At 62.5% G+C, this 18,529-nt stretch carries 17 protein-coding genes; 6 read left to right on the forward strand and 11 right to left on the reverse strand.

All coding sequences use genetic code 11. The annotated features are described in order from the left end of the window. The first annotated feature begins 9 nt into the window (after positions 1-9). Genes IB267_RS19140 through IB267_RS19150 form a run of 3 tightly spaced genes read left to right on the forward strand, consistent with a single transcriptional unit; the run spans position 10 to position 3,043 of the window. Positions 10-486 (forward strand): TRAP transporter small permease, encoded by a 477-nt coding sequence (locus tag IB267_RS19140; protein WP_192449009.1) that lies wholly within the window; start codon positions 10-12, stop codon positions 484-486. Next, positions 483-1,763: a TRAP transporter large permease gene (locus tag IB267_RS19145; protein ID WP_192449010.1), complete on the forward strand. Its 1,281-nt coding sequence runs from the start codon at positions 483-485 to the stop codon at positions 1,761-1,763. Before IB267_RS19140 ends, IB267_RS19145 begins: the two co-directional genes overlap by 4 nt. A 35-nt stretch (positions 1,764-1,798) precedes the next feature. Beyond that, entirely contained in the window at positions 1,799-3,043 is a 1,245-nt protein-coding gene (locus tag IB267_RS19150) for a Zn-dependent hydrolase (RefSeq protein WP_192449011.1), read from the forward strand. A 31-nt stretch (positions 3,044-3,074) separates the two neighbouring features. Here IB267_RS19150 and IB267_RS19155 read toward each other — a convergent pair whose 3' ends face one another. The 10 genes from IB267_RS19155 to IB267_RS19200 form a co-directional block, all read right to left on the reverse strand. Further along, the gene (locus IB267_RS19155; protein WP_192449012.1) at positions 3,075-3,995 is read right to left on the reverse strand and encodes a LysR family transcriptional regulator; all 921 of its coding nucleotides are present in this window, start codon (positions 3,993-3,995) and stop codon (positions 3,075-3,077) included. 158 nt (positions 3,996-4,153) lie between these two features. Continuing rightward, the gene (locus IB267_RS19160) at positions 4,154-5,401 is read right to left on the reverse strand and encodes a low temperature requirement protein A (RefSeq protein ID WP_192449013.1); all 1,248 of its coding nucleotides are present in this window, start codon (positions 5,399-5,401) and stop codon (positions 4,154-4,156) included. 232 nt (positions 5,402-5,633) lie between these two features. After that, positions 5,634-6,701: an ABC transporter ATP-binding protein gene (locus IB267_RS19165; RefSeq protein WP_192449014.1), complete on the reverse strand. Its 1,068-nt coding sequence runs from the start codon at positions 6,699-6,701 to the stop codon at positions 5,634-5,636. A 17-nt stretch (positions 6,702-6,718) separates the two neighbouring features. Further along, positions 6,719-7,540 carry a carbohydrate ABC transporter permease gene (locus IB267_RS19170; protein ID WP_192449015.1) on the reverse strand — a complete coding sequence of 274 codons (822 nt, stop codon included), beginning with the start codon at positions 7,538-7,540 and terminating at the stop codon, positions 6,719-6,721. Beyond that, positions 7,537-8,424 carry a carbohydrate ABC transporter permease gene (locus IB267_RS19175; RefSeq protein ID WP_192449016.1) on the reverse strand — a complete coding sequence of 296 codons (888 nt, stop codon included), beginning with the start codon at positions 8,422-8,424 and terminating at the stop codon, positions 7,537-7,539. Before IB267_RS19175 ends, IB267_RS19170 begins: the two co-directional genes overlap by 4 nt. 180 nt (positions 8,425-8,604) lie before the next feature. Continuing rightward, positions 8,605-9,939, reverse strand: a complete 1,335-nt coding sequence (locus IB267_RS19180; RefSeq protein ID WP_043621630.1) for an extracellular solute-binding protein — start codon at positions 9,937-9,939, stop codon at positions 8,605-8,607. After that, entirely contained in the window at positions 9,936-10,808 is an 873-nt protein-coding gene (locus IB267_RS33460; protein WP_192449017.1) for an ROK family protein, read from the reverse strand. Before IB267_RS33460 ends, IB267_RS19180 begins: the two co-directional genes overlap by 4 nt. Before the next feature lie 2 nt (positions 10,809-10,810). Beyond that, positions 10,811-11,497 (reverse strand): N-acetylmannosamine-6-phosphate 2-epimerase, encoded by a 687-nt coding sequence (locus tag IB267_RS33465; RefSeq protein ID WP_371742569.1) that lies wholly within the window; start codon positions 11,495-11,497, stop codon positions 10,811-10,813. Between the two features lie 69 nt (positions 11,498-11,566). Further along, on the reverse strand, positions 11,567-12,313 hold the full coding sequence (locus IB267_RS19195) for a GntR family transcriptional regulator (protein ID WP_192449018.1): 747 nt from the start codon (positions 12,311-12,313) through the stop codon (positions 11,567-11,569). A gap of 310 nt (positions 12,314-12,623) precedes the next feature. Beyond that, positions 12,624-13,649, reverse strand: a complete 1,026-nt coding sequence (locus tag IB267_RS19200; protein WP_246810709.1) for a substrate-binding domain-containing protein — start codon at positions 13,647-13,649, stop codon at positions 12,624-12,626. Positions 13,650-13,771: 122 nt separating this feature from the next. On the opposite strand from IB267_RS19200, the gene IB267_RS19205 reads away from it, so the two are divergent. The 3 genes from IB267_RS19205 to IB267_RS19215 are packed head-to-tail and all read left to right on the forward strand — an operon-like array spanning position 13,772 to position 17,240. Then, the gene (locus tag IB267_RS19205; RefSeq protein ID WP_192449019.1) at positions 13,772-15,139 is read left to right on the forward strand and encodes a uracil-xanthine permease family protein; all 1,368 of its coding nucleotides are present in this window, start codon (positions 13,772-13,774) and stop codon (positions 15,137-15,139) included. Next, entirely contained in the window at positions 15,136-16,536 is a 1,401-nt protein-coding gene (locus IB267_RS19210; RefSeq protein ID WP_192449020.1) for an amidohydrolase family protein, read from the forward strand. Before IB267_RS19205 ends, IB267_RS19210 begins: the two co-directional genes overlap by 4 nt. After that, complete coding sequence (locus tag IB267_RS19215) at positions 16,533-17,240, forward strand: sulfite exporter TauE/SafE family protein (protein ID WP_043621646.1); 708 nt, start codon at positions 16,533-16,535, stop codon at positions 17,238-17,240. Before IB267_RS19210 ends, IB267_RS19215 begins: the two co-directional genes overlap by 4 nt. A 41-nt stretch (positions 17,241-17,281) precedes the next feature. Here IB267_RS19215 and IB267_RS19220 read toward each other — a convergent pair whose 3' ends face one another. Further along, positions 17,282-18,349 (reverse strand): DUF2325 domain-containing protein, encoded by a 1,068-nt coding sequence (locus IB267_RS19220; protein WP_192449021.1) that lies wholly within the window; start codon positions 18,347-18,349, stop codon positions 17,282-17,284. Positions 18,350-18,529: the final 180 nt, after the last annotated feature.

Genomic DNA, 18,529 nt, shown 5'->3' on the forward strand with positions numbered 1-18,529 from the left:
AGATCTTCCATGCAAAGTCAACCGATGCCGCAATCGCGCATTGCCACTGCCATCGACAGGGCAGCAGGCACCATTGGTGGCCTGGCAATCGCCACCTTTACCGCCATCATCGTCTATGTCGTCATCTGCCGATATGCGTTCTCCTTTACCCCGCGCTGGTCGGAAGAAATTCCACGCCTGCTGCTCGTCTGGGTAACATTCATCGGCGCGATCTCGGCGTTCGTGCGCAACACACATCTGTGCGCGGGCCTTACGGATCTCATCGTCGCGCCGGGCCGGCTGCGCGCTATTCTTGCGCTGCTTGCGCGCGTTTCCGCCTTCCTGTTCCTGGCGGTCGTCTTCTGGTCTGGATGGAAGATCACGGCACTCACCTGGTCGCACGAAACGACGGTGCTGAGCTGGCCTGCCGGCCTCGTCTATCTCTCCCTTCCGGTCACCGCCGCTCTCGCCTTCGTCGCCCTTCTCGCCATGGAGCTTCGCAAATGAGCCTGGCGCTTATCGTTCTCTTTCTCGTCTTCGTCGTGCTTCTGCTCATCGACGCGCCGATTGTGATCGCGCTTGCCCTGTCTTCGGTCGCCTATCTCTTGGTGGGCGACGCACTTCCGGTGATGGTGGTCGCGCAGCGCATGGTTGCCGGTATCGACAGCTTTACGCTGCTTGCCATTCCCTTGTTCCTGCTCGCCGGCCTGCTGATGGTGCATGGGGGCCTTGCACCGCGGATCGTCAATCTCTGTGCGGCTGTCGTCGGCCAGCGCACCGGCGGTCTTGCGATCGTGATGATCGCTGCCTGCATGATGTTCGGATCGCTCTCCGGTTCGGGCGTCGCCGATGTGGTCGCGATCGGTTCGATGCTGCTGCCGTCGATGAAGGAACGCGGATACGATCCGGGCTTCTCCGCTGCGGGCCTCGGCTGCGCCGGATCGCTCGGCACGGTCATTCCGCCGTCGATCGTGCTCATCGTCTACGGCACGGCAACCGGCACGTCCATCGGCCAGTTGTTCATCCATTCCATCGGCCCTGGCATCTTGCTCGGACTCGGTTTGATGGTTGTTGCCTGGTGGATCTCGCGCAAGAACGGCTGGAAGGGCGGCGAGCCCTTTAGCTGGGGCCGGCTGTCAGAGGCGCTGCGTGAATCCGTACTGGCGCTGCTTGCACCCGTGATCATCGTCGGTGGCATCCGCTTCGGTATCTTCACGCCGACGGAAGCTGCAGGCATCGGCGTCGCCTATGCGCTTCTTGTGGGTACATTGGTCTACCGCCGACTTTCGCTCGAAAAGGTCTTCACGCTTCTGCGCGACACGACGGAGATGACCGGTTCGATCCTCATCGTCATAGCCGCCGCTTCGGTCTTCGGCTGGATCCTTACGGTCGAGCAGGTGCCGCAACTCGTGGTCAACGCCATTACAGGCGCGACCGAAAGTGCCACCGTCGCCTTGATGCTGATGATGCTCGCGGTTCTGGTGCTCGGAACGTTCATGGAATCGATCGCGATCATCCTCATCCTGGCGCCAGTCTTCCTGCCGGTGCTCAGGGCATTCGAGATCGATCCGGTCTATTTCGGCGTGCTGCTCACGATTAACCTGGCGATCGGCGCGAACACGCCACCGCTCGGGATCGACCTTATGGCCGCCTGCCGCACCGGGGGCATACCGATGTCCGCCTCCTTCCGCTATCTCCTGCCGTTCATCGGCGTCATGACGCTCATCATGTTCCTGCTTGTCCTGTTCCCGGGCCTTATGACGCTGATGTCGTTCGGCATGTGATGAGACCCTCCGCAATCGCATCTGAAAGGTGAACCATGTCGTTCGCACCCAATACCCGTGTCGATATCGATCGCTTCTGGTCGACCATCGAAAGCTCCGCCGAGATCGGTCAGGGCAGGCCGGGGGGCCTTGCCCGTCTGACATTGACGGATGCCGACCGCCAGATGCGCGACCTTTTCGTTACCTGGTGCCGGGACGCGGGACTGAGTGTCGAGATCGACGAACTTGGAAACATCTTCGGCCGCCGGGAAGGACTTGATCCTTCCTTGCCGCCCGTCCTGATCGGCAGCCATCTCGACACCCAGATCAACGGTGGTCGCTTCGATGGCATCGCGGGCGTCCTTGCTGGGCTTGAGGTCATCCGCACGCTCAACGATGCCGGCCACGTCACTCGCCGTCCGATCGTTGTCGTCGATTGGACGAACGAGGAAGGTGCGCGGTTCTCGCCGCCCATGGTGGCGTCCGGCTGCTTCGTCGGCGCTTATGAGGCTGACTGGGTACGCAATCTGATCGCCGATGACGGTGCGCGCTTCGGCGATGAACTGGAGCGCATCGGCTACAATGGCAACCGGCCGTGTCGTGGCGGTGAGATCGATGCCTACTATGAGCTGCACATCGAACAGGGCCCCATCCTTGATCTTGAGGGGCGCGACGTCGGCGTGGTCACCGGCGGCTACCCAAGCTACGGCATGCGGGTGCGCTTCGAAGGCAAAACCGCGCATACGGGGCCGACGCCAATGGATCTGCGGCGCAACGCGCTGATCGCCGGGGCCCGTTGGCTGACCGCGGTGGACGATATCGGGTGGGACTTTGCCGTCGGCGACGGTAAGGCGACGGGCGCAAGGCTTGCCGCCTGGCCGAACAAGCCGGGCATCCTCTCCGACACCGCGCAAGCCATCTGCGACGTGCGACATCCTGATCCAGCGACAGCACGCGTGATGGGCGAAAAGATGCGCCGTGCAGTCTTCGAAAGCGCTGCCCGCGCGGGTTGCGAGGCGGTGATCGAGGATGAGTGGTTTTGGGGCGGCGACATTTTCGACCGGTCCATGGTTGACGGCATCCGGTCTCAAGCCGTCCGCATGGACTATGATTGGCGCGATATCCAGTCTCAGGCCGGGCACGATGCCTATTTCCTTGCGCGCCACTGCCCGACAGCGATGATCTTCACGCCCTGCAAGGGAGGCATCACGCACAACAACGAGGAAGACTGCGACCGTGACGATCTGGCGCCGGGCCTCAACGTCCTTCTCCATTCGGTTGTTGCACGGGCCGACCGCTGACCCTTGAGCTAGGGGGCGCCCTGGGCGCCCCCTAGTGCATGTCGGGGTAAAGAATGCGCAGTTCCTTGATGAGGTCGAGGAAGTGTCGCTCCGCGCGGGAATAGTCGCATTCGGGATGTGTCACGAGGAAGACATCCGCGCCAAGCGGAAATCCCTTGATCTCGAGCGGCCAGAGAAGGCCCTTGGCGACTTCGTCGTGAACCGCCGTCAAAGGCAGGATGCCGATCCCGAGGCCAGCCACGATCATCCGCCGGACTTCCTCCAGGTTTGGACTCTGGCCGCTGATGCGTTCGCCAAGGCCAAGACTTTGGCTCAACACCGCCATCGGCTCGAGCCCCATGCCTTCGGTCGCGCAGGTAAACGATACGAAGGACTCCTGCCGCAGTTCACGCTTCTCCACCTCCTTGCGCCCGAAGAAGGGGTGCTCCGCGCCGCAATAGACGCTGAATTCCTCCCGGAAGAGAAGCTGGCAACTGAGGCTGAAGACGGGACGGGAAAGCAGACAGAAGCCGATGCCACACTTTTCCGCCTGGATGCGTTTGATCGTATCCTGGCTGTTCTGGACCTCGACCGTCCAGGTGACGGAGGGGTAGCGCTGGTGGTAGAGCCTGAGGGCTTCGTTGACGAGCGGCGATTCAAGGTTTGAGATGATCTGGATCCGGACCTCGCCGAATTCCTCGACTGCCCGTTCCTGCGTTCGCTGGGCGATACGCTCGACGGCCTCGAAGATTTCGCTGCACTCTTCGAAGACCTTCTGCCCGGGCGCTGTCAGTTCAAACTTGCGGCTGCCTCGAAGCACCAACTGGCACCCCAGTTGCTCTTCCAGCCTTTGGAGTGCCTGGCTGACCGACGGCTGGCTCATGTTAAGCCGCGCCGCGGCCCGTGTCAGGCTGCGCTCCTTTGCAATCAGGAAGAACGAGCGCAGGAGATTGAGATTGAGATCAGCCAACATTCCACGATGTTTAGTCATACCAACATGAAACTGCAATTCACGCACTCGGGAGCGTGGTGGAAACGCTGCCTTATGTCGTGTCGATCGGCCGGCGCGTTCAGCATTAAGCAACGGCGCGCATGTCTCTCGGAGGTCGCCCCGTCAGTTTGTCGTCCCGGTTACGCTGTCGAAGCCGACGCACCGCGCAATGCCAGATACTCCCAGATGGCAACGACAAAGAGGATGGCCGTCGCAAGAAACTGCAGGTGATAGTTGGCGGCAACAGCAAAAAGCATGCCCGCGGCGGCCAGGCCGGCGAGCCCGACAACGTGTGAAATCGGGAACTGGCGCGCCGCGGCCAACTTTATCCAGATGTTGCCGGCCAAAAACAGCGCCGGACCGCCGAGGACCGCCAAGGCGGTTTTCATCGTGCTTTCTTCTTCGGCGTGAGACAGGCTGAAGTCCTCGCCGACCGCCGTCAGAATGACGCCGGATACGATTGGCAAGTGGCCATACGTAAACAGATTGAGGGACAGTGCTTCCGGTTTCGACGTCGCTTCCGCCTTGTCGGCGGCTTTCTCCTGCCCGTGGTGGAAGTAGATCCACCACATGAAGCCGGTGCTTAGGAACGCGCTGCAAAAGACGGCAAAGGTCATGTCGTCCGTCATGTGCTCTGCGGCGTTGCGCCCGGTCGTCAGGATCGTTTCGCCCAGGCAAATAATCACAAACAAGGCGCAGCGTTCCGCCATGTGCTTGCCGGAAACGTCCAGCGTCTCGGGTGCCGATCTCCCAAGACCTGGAAGATAGTACCTTAGGGCCGGAGCCAGGTATTCGATGAGGAGGGCAACACTCCACAACGCAATTCGCGCCGTCGTCTCCATTTGCGAGCCCACCAGCCAGAACAGGCTCGCAAGGACCAGCCACAAGGTAATGCGCAGGAAGGTCCGGAAGGATGCGGCGTCGACACGACGATAGGCGAAGAGCATGAACACGGACCGCCCTATCTGCATGCTGCAGTAGATCATTGCAAAGGCAAAGCCATGGTCTGCAAACGCGCCCGGCAAGGCGATTGCCAGAAGAATGCCGCCGAACATCAAGAGAAAGAGCATCAGCCGCACCGGATCCTGCTCGGTGTCGAGCAGATTTGTGACCCACGTCGTGTGGATCCAGATCCACCAGATCGCCAGGATGAGAAGAGCAGCCTCGGCAAGGGCAGTCGGGCCAAAATCAGTGGCGAGCGTCTTTGCGAGCTGGACAAGGGCGAAGACAAAAACGAGATCGAAGAAGAGTTCGGGAAAGCTTGCTCTCGTCTGGTCGGCGTCGGCCTTCCTGATCCAGTGATTCCCTGATCCCGCCCGCTTGGCCGCTGCCGGCTCTGTTTTCCCGGCCGGAGCGGATGCCGCTCGAGGTCTCGCCGTTACAGACATCTTTGTTCCTCCGCCAAGAGATGGAGAAGAAGTAGAGCGCGCTGGAGTTCCAGCAATGTCCCCAACGATGAAGGATGGCCCCTCCTTTATCCGAGGAGGGGGACTGCTTGATGAACCTTAATCGCCTGAGGTCACAGGCCCTTCATCCTTGCGGATGGTGCAGCGACAGCGGCCAAGGGCAGGACAAGACGGCTTGCGGACTTCCTCTGCTCACAGACCAGAGGCGGACGCTCTAGCGCCAGGCGCCAATCGCCGCGCCCGCGCTATCGAACAGCGACGACCGGTTCTCATCGATCCGGATCCCGACGGCTTCGCCGACCTGGAAAGGCGTGTCGGCCGGTGCACTGACGTTGATCAGGCCGAGCCGGCCGGCGCGAACGAAGACGCTCATATTGCCGCCGAGATATTCGCTCGCCTCGACGACGCCGCGGCAGTGACCGCTCTCCGGTGCAACCAGCGCCAGGTGCTCGGGTCGCGCCCCCAATTGCTCGGGTTCAGCCATCCCCGACATGGGAAGCGTCAGATTGCCTTCGCCGCTCAGGTCGAGACGGTCGCCCTGGTCGCGCCGGCAGGGCAGGAGGTTCATTTTCGGGCTGCCGATGAACTGCGCCACGAAAAGGTTCGCCGGTTTTTCGTAGAGGTCTCTCGGGCGACCCTGCTGCATGATCCGCCCGTCCTTCATCACCACGATCCTGTCGGCGAGCGTCATCGCCTCCACCTGGTCGTGGGTCACATAGATCATGGTGGCGCCGAGGGTGCGATGCAGCTTGGCGATCTCAAGCCGCATATCGACCCGCAGCGCCGCATCAAGGTTTGAAAGCGGTTCGTCGAAGAGGAAGCCGACCGGCTCACGCACGATCGCCCGGCCGATGGCGACGCGTTGGCGCTGGCCACCGGAGAGCTCCCTGGGGTAGCGGTCGAGCAGCGACGTGAGCTTGAGCGTTTCTGCCGCGGCCTCGATCTTGGCCTTGGCGGTTGCCGCCGGCAGCTTGGCAAGCCGCAGTCCGAAGCCCATGTTCTGCCGCACCGTCATGTGCGGATAGAGCGCGTAGGACTGGAAAACCATGGCGAGCTGCCGATCGACCGGTGAAGCCGACGTCACATCCCGGCCATCGATGAGAATCTGCCCAGCGGTCGTCGCCTCAAGGCCTGCGATCATCCGCAGCAGCGTGGACTTACCGCAGCCGGAGGGCCCGACGATGACGACGAATTCCCCGTCGGCGATCTCGAGGTCGAGCTCCCGGATGATCTCCACCGCGCCGTAGCGCTTGCCGGCTTTCTTGAGCGAAATCGTACCCATGCGTGTCTCCTGGACTATCAACCCTTGACCGCGCCGGCGGTCATCGATCCGCTGATCTGGCGGTACATGACAAGGCCGAGCAGCATTGGTGGAAGAGCGCCGACGATCATCACGGCCGAGGCGACACCCCATTGCACGCCACCGCCGCTTGCGGCGAAAAAGAAGGATGCGCCGACCGTGACCGGAACAGCCTTGGAGGTCGTCAGCATCAGGCCGAAGAGGAACTCGTTCCAGGCGGTGATGAAGCCGAAGATCAGGCTGGTGACGATCGCCGGCCGGCAGAGCGGCGTCACGACCTTGATGAGGATCTGCGTGCGGTTCGCACCGTCCATGAGAGCAGCCTCGTCGAGTTCTGAAGGCAGGTCCCGGATGGCATTGACGAGAATGACGAGTGCGAGCGGCAGGTTGACGATCGTGAGGATCAGCCCGAGCCCCAGGCGCGTATCGAGCAGCGCCAGCCACTGGAACATCATGTAAAGCGGGATCGCGAAGATGATCAGCGGTACGGCGCGCAGATTGACGATGAAGGGCAGAAGCGTGCGTTCGCCGATCCTGCCGCGGGCGATCGCGTAAGCTGCCGGAAGCGCCAGCGCCACGGCAAGCACCGTGCCCATCAGCGCCACCGCGAGGCTATTGAACAAATAGAGGAAGATGTTCAGCCGGTCGGAGACCTCAAAGACGGCGCGGTAGTTCTCGAATGTCGGTGCCTGGACCCAAAGACCAGGATTGCCGGAAAGCTCGCGCGCGCTTTTGAACGAGGTGGAAAGTGTCACCAGTACCGGAAAGTTCAAGGCGATGGCGGCAATCGCAAAAACCAGCCAACGGAGCGCTGTGATCATCGCTTGGCTCCTTTGCGCCGGCTGGCGAGAGCATTGAGGCCGTAGAGCACGGCGAACGAGGCGATAAACAGGACGACCGAGGCGGCAACCGCCTTGCCGATGGCGCCCTGTTTGAAGAAGGCCTCGTAGATGTAGATCGATAGCGATGCCGTCGATCCGCCGGGACCGCTGCCGGTCAGCACATAGACATTGTCGAAGACCCGGAAGCCGTCGATGAAGCGGATAAGCAGGGCGGCCGCGATCGTCGGTCCCATCATCGGCAGTTCGATGAACCACAGGCGCTGCAGGCTTCTGGCACCATCCATGGCGGACGCTTCGGCAATCTCGGAGGGGATTGCCTGATAGGCCATGTAGAAAAGCAGCAGCGTGAACGGTGTCCACTGCAGCGTCTCAACGACGACCAGGGTCCAGAAAGCGGAGCCAGGCCCAAGGAACGAGATGCTGGCGCCGAAATAGGTCCAGAGATAGTAGGGCACCGGGCCGACGAACTCGTGCAGGACAAGGCGGTACATCAGGCCGACCAGCGCCGGAGCGACCATCAGCGGCAGCATCAGGATCGCCATCAGCCAGCTCCGTTTTTCGATCAGCGGCGACAGGAATATCGCCAGAAACAGGCCGAAAAGACATTCGAGAATGGCGGTCAGCAAGCCGAAGCGCAGCGAGAACCAGCTCGCCTGCCAGAAGGCCGCGTCGTTCCAGACCGAGAGGAAATTCTTGAACCCCGTAAATGCCGGCTCGCGCAGCGTTTCGAAGGAAACCTCGGAGACCGAATAGATCAGATTGACGAGGGCCGGGAAGCCCAGAAACACGAGCAGGAAGAGGACGAGCGGCGTGGCGAGCAGCCGGAATTCAGGGGCATTGGATTGCGGTCTGGCTATCGTCATGGCACCGATCTGTGTCTGTTGTCGGACGGGCAAGGGGACGCAAGCTGTTTCCTCGGTCCTCTTTTTCGCGCCTGTTGCGGGAGCTCTTGCCAGCCCACATCCTTGAGAGCGGAGGAGCTTCCCCAGTACCCGCTTGTCGTCGAGGGCTGCGGCGTCCTGTCGGCCACCGCAGCCTTTCACTTACTTCAGCAGGTCTGCCATGCCCTTTTCGGTATTGGCGAGAGCGTCGTCGATCGACTGCTGGCCGGACCAGTAGCCGGTGAACTCCTTGGCCTGCAGCTCGTAGACCGAAAGCGCCTTGGCCGACGTAGCGCCGTTCATGACGTAACCGTACTTGCCGGCGAATTCGCCCAGCTTGACGAGATCAGGCCGGGATTCAGCAACTTCGGCAACCACCTCAGGTGTCAGGGCCGGCGCGCCGTTGTTCTTGGCGTAGGTGAGTGCGGCTTCCTTGGAAGACAGCCACTTCAGGAACTTGGCCGCCCCCTCCTTGTTTTCGGCATTCTTGTTGAGGCCGAAACCGAGGCCGTGGATGTGGGTGAAGCGCCCTTCGGGACCTGCAGGGGGCGCAACCGTTTCGGTCACGTCGGCAACGGCAGGCGATTTTTCCTTGCTCGTCAGGTCGCCGGCCGCCGCATTCCATTGCAGCATTGCGGCCACCTGGCCGGAGGCAAAGGCTGCATTCGCTTCGGCAAACTCGTAGGACAGCGAGTCCTTCGGGGTCGCGCCATTGTCGTAGAGCAGCTTGTAGATCTCGAGGCCCTTGCGATAGGCATCGGAGTTGACGGTGATCTTGCCGCTGTCGTCCATCCAGTTGGCACCATAGGCGCGCGGTACCGACTGCCAGACCATGATGTTGAACAGCAGGTTCTTGAGCTGCAGCACCGTGCCGTAGCGGGTCGGGCTGTCCGGGTTGACGGCCTGGGTGAAATAGAGCGCGGTGGCGGCGTAATCGTCCCAGGTCCATTCGTCCGGGGTCTTCGGCTCCAGCTTCTTGCCAAGATACTTCTCGGAGATCTCGGCATATTTCGCCTTGCCGGCGTCATCCTTCAGCAGGGCCTCGATCAGATCCTTGCGGAAATACATGAAATGGAGCGAGAGATCGGTCGGCACGCCATATTGCTTGCCCTGGTACTGCATGGTCGACAGAACGGAATCGCCGTAGACCGCCTTGGCTTCGCTCGAGAGCTCGACCGGCTCCATGAACGGCGCATAGCGGCCGATCGAATAGGTGGCAAGCAGATTGAGATCGAAGGCCTTCGAGCCGGCGGCGAGGTCGGCCTGCAGTTTGTCCCAGAAGCCGTCGCGGTTGAAGAACAGAAGTTCGACCTTGTCGTTCTCGGCGACATCGGACTTGGCGTTGTATGCATCGGCAGCGGCACGCAGCGCTGTCTCTTCCGGGCCGCCCGGCCAGCCGAGAACGGTCACTTCCGCAAGGGCTGGCGTTGCCGCCAGCAGCCCGGCAATGCCCGCGGCCGCAAGCAGTGCATGTCTTTTCGTGGTCGCAAATGTCATCTTTGGTTCTCCCTCAAGTTTTGTTGACGCTCTGCAAGATCAGCGATGCCGATCACCCCTGCATTCTCCCCAAGGGCGGCGGCGTGTAGCGACGGTCGAAGACGTGGCGGCACTGCTTCCAGTCCGCGGTCGACGGCGGCGAGATAACCTTCGGCCAGACCGATGCTACCGCCGATAACGATGCGCCTCGGGTCCAGCGAAAGCTGGATGTTGCGGCAGAGCAAAGAGGTTCGCTCTGCGGATGTTGCTATGATTTGCCTCGCCCAGTCGTGTCCGTCGCGAGCGGCGGAAAAGACGTCGCGAGCGGTTGCGCCCGATTGGTGAGGGGCTGCCTGCCTGGCGATCCAGTGGCCGGAAATGTGGTCTTCAAGGGCGTCATCTGGCCATTCGGCGCTGCGCGACTGGCCGAAGTGTCCGGCAAGCCCTTCGAGCAGGCGCCCGTTCAGGACGACGCCCCCGCCGATGCCGGTGGAGATCGTCAGGAAGACTATGTCTTCGCGGTTGCCTGCGCCGAAAGCGTATTCGCCCCAGGCGGCCGCGTGGGCGTCGTTTGCAGCCAGCACCGGCACACCTGCGAGCCGCTCGATCGTTTCCGTCAGAGCAAAGCCGTCGGGGATATCGAGGGTCTTGCGATTGAGCGCCGACCATTGGCCGTTATCGACAATACCGGTAACCGCGGCGCCGACCGAGCCATAGGCACCGCGCCAGGACGCGATCGCCCCAAAGAGGACGGTCAGCCATTGCGCGGGGTCGCCTTCGCGGGGCGTCGGCATCCGGTGCGTGTCGACGATCTCTGTTCCCCGGACAAGGGCAGCGAGCATCTTCGTGCCGCCGACATCGATCGAAAGAACGGTCCGGGGCTTGCTCATGGTCAAGCCTCGCTTCCGACAAGCGTTTCGTCGAGCGCCTGCCGGAACCACGCCGTCACGTGCTCGGGACGCGTGATCGCGGAGCCGACGACGACGGTGAAGGCGCCTGCCTGAAGTGCCTGAGCGGCCTGTTCGGGCGTGCGCACACAGCCTTCGGCAACCACGTGAGGGGTCAGCCTGCGCATGGCGGCGATGAGGGCGAAGTCCGGTTCCGTCGGCTCGACCGGCCCCGTGTACCCGGCAAGTGTGGAGCCGACGATCTGCGCGCCTTCGACAAGCGCGCGCTCGGCGTCGGCAATGACCGAGCAATCGGCCATGGCGATCTTGCCGGCGGTGTGGATGCGCTCGACGAGCGTCTTGGTCGCAACCGGCCGCTCACGGGACGTGGCATCATAGGCGATGATATCGGCGCCGGCTGCGGCCAGAGCGTCGACGTCCTCGATGAAGGGGGTGATACGGACCGGTGACGTGTCCAGGTCGCGCTTGACGAGGCCGATAATCGGGCGATCGGTCGCCTGTCGCACGGCGCGAACATAGTCCGCGGACTCGATGCGAAGGGCGGTTGCGCCGCCGTCGAGCGCGGCCAACGCGAAACCGACAACCATGGCGGCATTGTCCATGACGCCGCCCTTCACCGGTTGGCAGGAAACGATCAGGCCGTGCTTGAGGCTATGGATGTCGAAGGTCACGCAGGCTCTCCCAGTGGAGGCCTAACGGTAGCAGTGTAAGACCAGATTGCAACAGGAATTATACTGGTATTATCTCATCAGTTCGATGACGAAGTCGTACACGTCGCCCCGGTACTTGGTCTGGGTGAACTCGACGATCTGCCCGTCGGCCAGGAAACAGCGCCGCTCCATGACGAGCAGGCTCGTACCTTCGGGCGTTTCGAGCAGGCGCCGCTCCTCCTCGCTGGCGGGCTTGGCCTGCATGCGCTGCAGTGCCCGGACGGGCAGCGCGCCGTGGGTGGCGAGGTACTCGTACAGGGATGCGCCGATTGCACCGGGGTCCGGCACGAAGCGGGCAGGGAGCGATGCCGTTTCGATCGCGATCGGGGTGTCGTTGGCGGTTCTCAGGCGTCGGAGGCGCACGATTTTTTCGCCCGCCGGAATCCCGAGCGCCATCATTTCGGCCGGTGACGGGCGACTGATTTCGCGGGAGATCCAGGTGCAGCCGGGTTCGAGCCCGCGCGAGCGCATGTCTTCGGAAAAGCTCGTCATCGTCGCCAGCGACTTCTCGACGCGTGAGGAAACCACGGTCTTTGCGCCTTGACGGCGGTCGAGCAGGCCATCGGCAACCAGGCCCTCGATCGCCTTGCGCACCGTTACGCGCGAGATCGAAAGGCCCTCGCTCAAGTCCCGCTCGCTGGGGATGACGGCGCCACGGCGGAGTGTCGATGCGTTTATGGCCTGCTTGATAGCCTCTTCAAGACGGCGATAGAGCGGCTCGCTGCTTTCGCCTGACATTTGGTTGGCAAGAAACGCGAGCGCTGTCTGATCGTTCATGGGAGATCACCTTTCCGGACGACCCCTTATGCAAAATTTTTCCTAGGTTTTAAACTGGTATTGTTCTGATTGGTCTCAATGACCCATGTCGGAACCAAATGAGCCGACGATCCGTCGTGGCGAACTGTGTCCGACACGAGTGAGGCTTCCGGTTGTTTTCGCTGTGCTCGACGATGGTAACGGGCGGACCCCGGCAAGATCGGTTTGAGGTGCCGGTGGCCGTACCTCATAATGGTCGCGTCGCGGAGTGAAGCAGTATGCGGGCATCCGCGCGCATGTCGGGTCACAGCGCTCTTGGCTTGAGCCTTGCTCAGAGGGTATCACGCGAAACCAGCGAAGAGGGGCGCAGGATCAGCCCTGGTGGCGGCAGATCCGCTGGTTCGATGTTCACCTGCTCCAATTGCGCCAGGAGCAGGTCGACTGCGGCGGCGGCCACCTCGCCAAGGTGCAGATCAACTGCTGTCAGTGGAGGGGTGGCGAGCTTGGCCCGCATGCCGTCGTAGCGGGTCGCGATCCGTAGATCGCGTGGGATCTGGCGCCCGGTGGCATGGGCCGCGTTGACAACGCCTGTCGCAAAGGCGTCGACCGGCACGCAAAGGGCGGAGATCGAGGGATTGGCGCGAAGCAAGCTTTCAGCGGCGATGGCCGCCGCCTGCTCGCCCCCCTGTTCGTCGATGCGAATGGCGAGCGGCGCAAAGCCGCTTCCGGCCATGCGCTGCGCATAGGCAGCCTCCATCTCGATGTAGGAATTGCGCCTTTGTTCACCCGTTATCAAACCGACCTGGCCGTCGCCCGCAAACAGGTGATCGAGCAGCAGATGCGCGGTGGCCGTGCTCTGCAAATCCACGAACGGAAGATCGCTGCGGCCGGGCGCGCGCCCGATGCACACGACTTCGGTCCCGCGGGAGGAGAAGAAATCCAGCACCGGGTCGTCCCGTTCCGGCTCGACGACGATGGCCCCGTCTACCTCAAGCGCGTCGAGGCGGTCGCGGGGCCCGAGCGGCGGGACGAGGCAAAGGGAAATGCCCCTGGCAAAAGCCGTTACTGCGGCGGCGGCGGCAATTTCCATGAGGAAACCCAGCCTCGACGGTCCGGCGGCCACCGCAAAGGGCATCGATGAAACCAGCGCAATCGATCCGGCTCTGCCGGTGCGCAAACGCTGCGCACGGTGATTGGGACGATAGCCCATCTCCTGCGCCAGCGTCTCGATGCGTTTGCGCGTTTCCGGCTCGACGTAACGCCGGCCGCTGAATGCGTGCGAAACAGTTGTGACCGACACTCCGGCCACCTTGGCAAGGTCGGCGATAGTAGGTTTGCCCATCAGTCCTCCGATCAACCTCTCCTATCACGCCGATCGTACTGAAGCAAAACGATTTGCAAAGCCGCGACTTTGTGTTAGTGGATGCGCATGCAAAACGATTTGCATAACGGCTTGAGGAGGCCGGGAGGAGGAAAAACATGCAAAGTGAAATGAATGGAGTGGTCGAACCGGTCGATGAGAGGCTGCCGCTGCGCAGCCTGTTCCTGTTCGGTCTTCAACACGTGCTGGTGATGGCCGCGTCTCCAATCACAGCCGTCTTTCTTGTCAGCAAGGCCCTTGGGTTTTCGGACGCAGTGACTGTCTCGCTCATCAGCGCGACCTTTTTCGTCTGTGGTCTCGGCTCGATGCTGCAGAGCTTCGGGCCAAAGGGGTTTGGCGCACGCCTGCCTTTCGTCATGGTGCCGGGCGGCGCGCCGATTGCGATCTTTCTGGCGATCGCACAGCAGACCGACGTCCAGACCGCCGTCGGCGCCGTCATCGTAACGGCCCTCTTTTACTTTCTGGCACTGCCGGTCTTCCGCAGGCTGCTGCGTTATTTTCCACCGATCGTCGTTGGAACGATGCTGCTGCTGGTCTCGGTCAATCTCGTGCGCATCTATGGCGTGACCATCACCGGAAAGCCTGGCAGCGAAGGTTTCGCTGCACCCGTCGAGGTTGGACTGGCGCTAATCACGATCATCCTGACGGTTGCTGCCGCGCGGTTCTTTTCCGGAACGCTCCAGCGGCTCGCCGTCATGCTCGGGCTGGTCGGGGGTGCGCTCGTCGCGCTCGTCATCGGCCACATGGATCTGTCCGGCGTGTTTGACGGGCCGGTCATCGCCGTTCCGCAATTATTCCCCTTCGGCATGCCGAAGTTCGACCTCGTCGCAGCCATCCCGCTGATCGTGTTCTCGATCATTTCCATGGCGGAGGCGACCGGTCAGACGATCGCGACGGCTGAAATCGTCGGCCGCCGGGGAGATGCCCATGCAATCGTGCCTGCGACCATCCGCGGCGATGCACTGATGTCGCTTGTCGGTGGCCTGTTCGGCACATCGCTGATCATCACCAGCGGCGAGAACGTCGGTATCGTGCGCGCGACCGGCGTCAGGTCCCGTTATGTGACGGCAATGGCGGGTGCCATCCTCGTTCTCATCGCTCTCTTCGCGCCGATCGGCCGGATGGCCACGGCCTTGCCTGAAGCCGTCGTCGGCGGCACCGCCGTCATCGTCTTTTCGATTATCGGCGTCATCGGGATCGACCTCCTGCGTCGTGTCGATCTGCGTGAGCATGGCTCCATGTTCACGCTCGCTTCTGCCCTGTCGATGGGGCTCCTGCCGATCCTTGTGCCCGGTGTCTACAGTCAGTTCCCGCAATGGACGCAGATGATCCTCGGCAACGGACTTGCCGCAGGCACGATCACCGCCGTCGTCGTCAACGCCATTTTTTCGCATTGGGGCCAATCAGGACGATCCGCGATCGCGACGGCGCCTGTGCAATCCACCACTCAAGGAGCAAGCGAGTGAGCGCAATCCGCCAACAACTGTCGACAACCGGCGACCTCGTGCTGCGCCCAGGGCAGGTGCTTCTGCCCGAAGGCCCGCGCAGCGGAAATGCCATTGTCGTGCGCGACGGTATCTTCCACCGGATCGACACGGTGGAAGCAATCGCCCGGGACTTCCCCGAAATTGTCCCGATCGACCTGCCCGACCATCTGCTGATGCCTGGCTTCATCGATGCCCACACGCACCTGACCCAGTCGCTCGGCAAGGCCCTCGTCTTTGGAGAACCGTCGGAAATCTTCCGGCGGGTCTGGGTGCCGCTGGAAGGCAGTCTCAACGAGCGCATGGTCTATCTGTCGGCAAAGCTTGCCGCATGGGAAGCGTTGCGCGGCGGCTTTACCACCGCCGTTGACGCCGGTACCCGCTCAAAGGGCCATGTCGGCGCGCTGGTGCGGGCTGCAGGGGAGGTGGGGCTTCGAAGCGTCGTCGGCTTTATCTGCAACGATCTTTCCGGAAGTGCTGAGATCGCCGAACCCGCCGCCATCCTGCGTCTGGCCGAAGAGCACGTGTCCGCCTACAGACGAAACCCTCTGATCCACCCCTCGCTGGCGATTTCGATCCCGGAGGCCGCCACGGACGGGATGCTTAAAGCGGTTTCCGAAATGGCAGCTGCGTCCGGGGTCGTGTTCCAGACCCATGTGAACGAACATCTCGTTGCCGTTGAACGCTCGTTGGCAGCAATAGGACGGCGACCGATCGAGCACCTGGCGGATCTGGGAGTTCTTGGGCCTCAGGTCCTGCTGGCACACTCGACGCTCGTCACGCCGCATGAACTCAATCTCTTGCGCAAGACAGGCACCGCCGTCGCTTACAACCCCGTTGCCACCTTATGGAAGGGGAATGCCGTCGCACCAGCCCTGCAGATGGCAGCGCTCGGCATTAGGTTCGGGCTTGGAACGGACGGAACGCGCGCCGACGCGTTCCGTCTGATGGATGCGGCCGAAGGCCTTCAGCGCGCGGGCTTCGGTCTTGCAACCGGGGACTCTTCCTGCGGCGGCGGCTGGCTCTGGCTCGATCGGGCAACGTCCGGCGCCGCAGATGCTGCGGGCCTTTCCGGTGTGACCGGATCGATCACCGAGGGGCTTGCGGCCGATTTCCTGCTCGTCGATCTCGACCGGCCTGAGTTCACGCCCTCACACGATCTGACGTGGGAGCTCGTCCGCTACGGCAATCGCGATCAGATCGACGCGGTGTTTACCAACGGCCAGCTTCGGCTGTGGCAAGGCTGGCCGATCGACTGGGATGCCCGGGCGCTTCTCGAAGAGGTGCGCGGTGAGACGGCAACCGCCATTGCCGAGGCGCCGATCCAGCGCATTCACCCGCTCTCCGAAGCGCACCGTCGTCTTGGGCAATACCAATGAGTTTTGGTCTTCTTGCCGTTCTCTCCGCCGTGACATTCGTCTCGGCCTTCATTCAAGGGTCGATCGGCATCGGCTTTGCCCTGATCGTCGCGCCGATCGTCGGGATGCTGAAGCCCGATCTGCTGCCGGTGACCCTGCTTCTCTTGATGCTGCCGCTCAATTTGCACGTGGCGGCGCGAGAGCGTGCCCATGTCGACTGGTCGGGTGCGACCTGGATCACGATCGGTCGCTTCGCGGGAACTTTCGGTGGCCTGTGGCTGCTGGCAGCGCTTTCGATCGAACAACTGGATCTTGCCGTCGGTGTGTTTACGGTGGTTGCAGCCGTTGCCGCTCTCGTCGCCCCGCCGTTCACGCCGAACAGGCCGAGCGCACTGGGGGTGGGATTGTTCACCGGCGTCACTGAAACCGCCACGGGCATCGGCGGCCCGCCGCTTGCGCTGCTCTACCAGCACGCCAAGGCGCCGGTCCTAAGGGCAACGGTCGCCCTTTGCTTCTTCGTCGGCGAGGTCATGTCCCTCGCCGTGCTGGCCATATCCGGGCGCGTTGGGTCAGAGCAACTGCTCGTCGCCCTTTATCTGACGCCGGCGGTACTGCTTGGAAGTGCGGTTTCAAGACACGTCCATGGCCGCATCGGCGGCCGCGGCCTGCGCATCGCCGTCCTCGGCTTTGCCATCGTCAGTGGGGTGTTCCTGATCGTCCGGTGAACGGGGCCCTCGCGACCGCAGGCATGGACAGATCACCGGAGCTATAGACGTCCATAGGCTCCGCCGGCTCCGCTGAGGGCGGTGAGGAAGCTGGCAAGCCCGGCGGAGCGAAGCGGCAGGTACTGTTTTTGCTGCTCGCGGCAAAGGCGTTTGACCAGGCCCACTGCGGTGTGACTGATGTGATCGACCGGAAAGAGGATCGTCGCTGCCTGCCCGACGAGGGCAGGCAGGAGCGTCGTGCTATCTTCCATGCCTCCGTCGTGGAGGAGAAGGTCGATGCCGCGTATTCTTGCGTAGGCGCGAAGGTGATCAAACAGATTGCGGCGGCCGCCGACATAGAGCACGGGGCCGGTAAGCTGCGCGGGGGGCGTGTTGGTGCCATCCCTGATTTGCGCTGTTATTGCCGCCTCGAGGGCTTCGTTCTCGCGCAGGACCGCATAACGCAGGTCCTGCATTTGCTCCAGTTCCCGCTGCAGAGCAGCGGATTTCTCCTCGGATGCGGCAAGGCGCTGGGCGAAGGCCTCGCTGCGGATGTCGTCCGTTTCCTTGGCTTCAGACAGACCCCTCGTGCTTCTTGCGATGCGCGCCGAGGGGGCGACAGCCGCGGCGATTGCTTCGGCGTGGATTGCTCTCTCTTCCGATTGCCGCAGGCGCTGTTGCAAGGCGATACGCTCATTGGCCGCCGCCTTCAGACGTGTCTCCTGCCGCGCGGTTCTTTCGCGTTCCTGTTCGAGTTCCTTTTCCAGCTGGGTCAGTCGTGCGATGTCGAGACGACTTGCGCTGCCGACCAAGTGCGACAGCATATGCACTTCCCCGAAGATCTCGCGCATCAATTCGGGCGATGTTCCCGGATGGCTCATCAGCGCCCAGTACGGGCCGGCGATGTCGCCGCGCTCGAAGGAACTGCGCCAGATGTTGCGGAGGTCGTCTTGATCGGCCTGCCGGGGAATGCGCTTGATGCTGCTCTCGTGGCGTTTGTCGAGCGCCTTGTTGAGCAACTTTGCCGCCTGATCCCGTTGACCAGCAAGCCACACGCCCCGGCCGTGCAAGGTATGGTCGGTCGCGGCGCGCGCATCATCCTGGCCGGCTCTGATCAGAACCTGGCGCAATTCTCCTGACGTCAAGCAGGTGCCGATGATCGAGCAATGAAAGGTCGAGGCAATGTCCCAGGTCCGCAAGCGATGGGCACTGATCCTGGGCGTGTGACCATCCGGACGTGCAGCGAAGGACAAGGCCGCAGCAGGCAGAGGGACACCGTGGGATTTGAGACGGGGCAACGTGGGCATGGG

This window comes from Ensifer sp. ENS09, assembly GCF_014852425.1.
Classification (GTDB): domain Bacteria; phylum Pseudomonadota; class Alphaproteobacteria; order Rhizobiales; family Rhizobiaceae; genus Ensifer.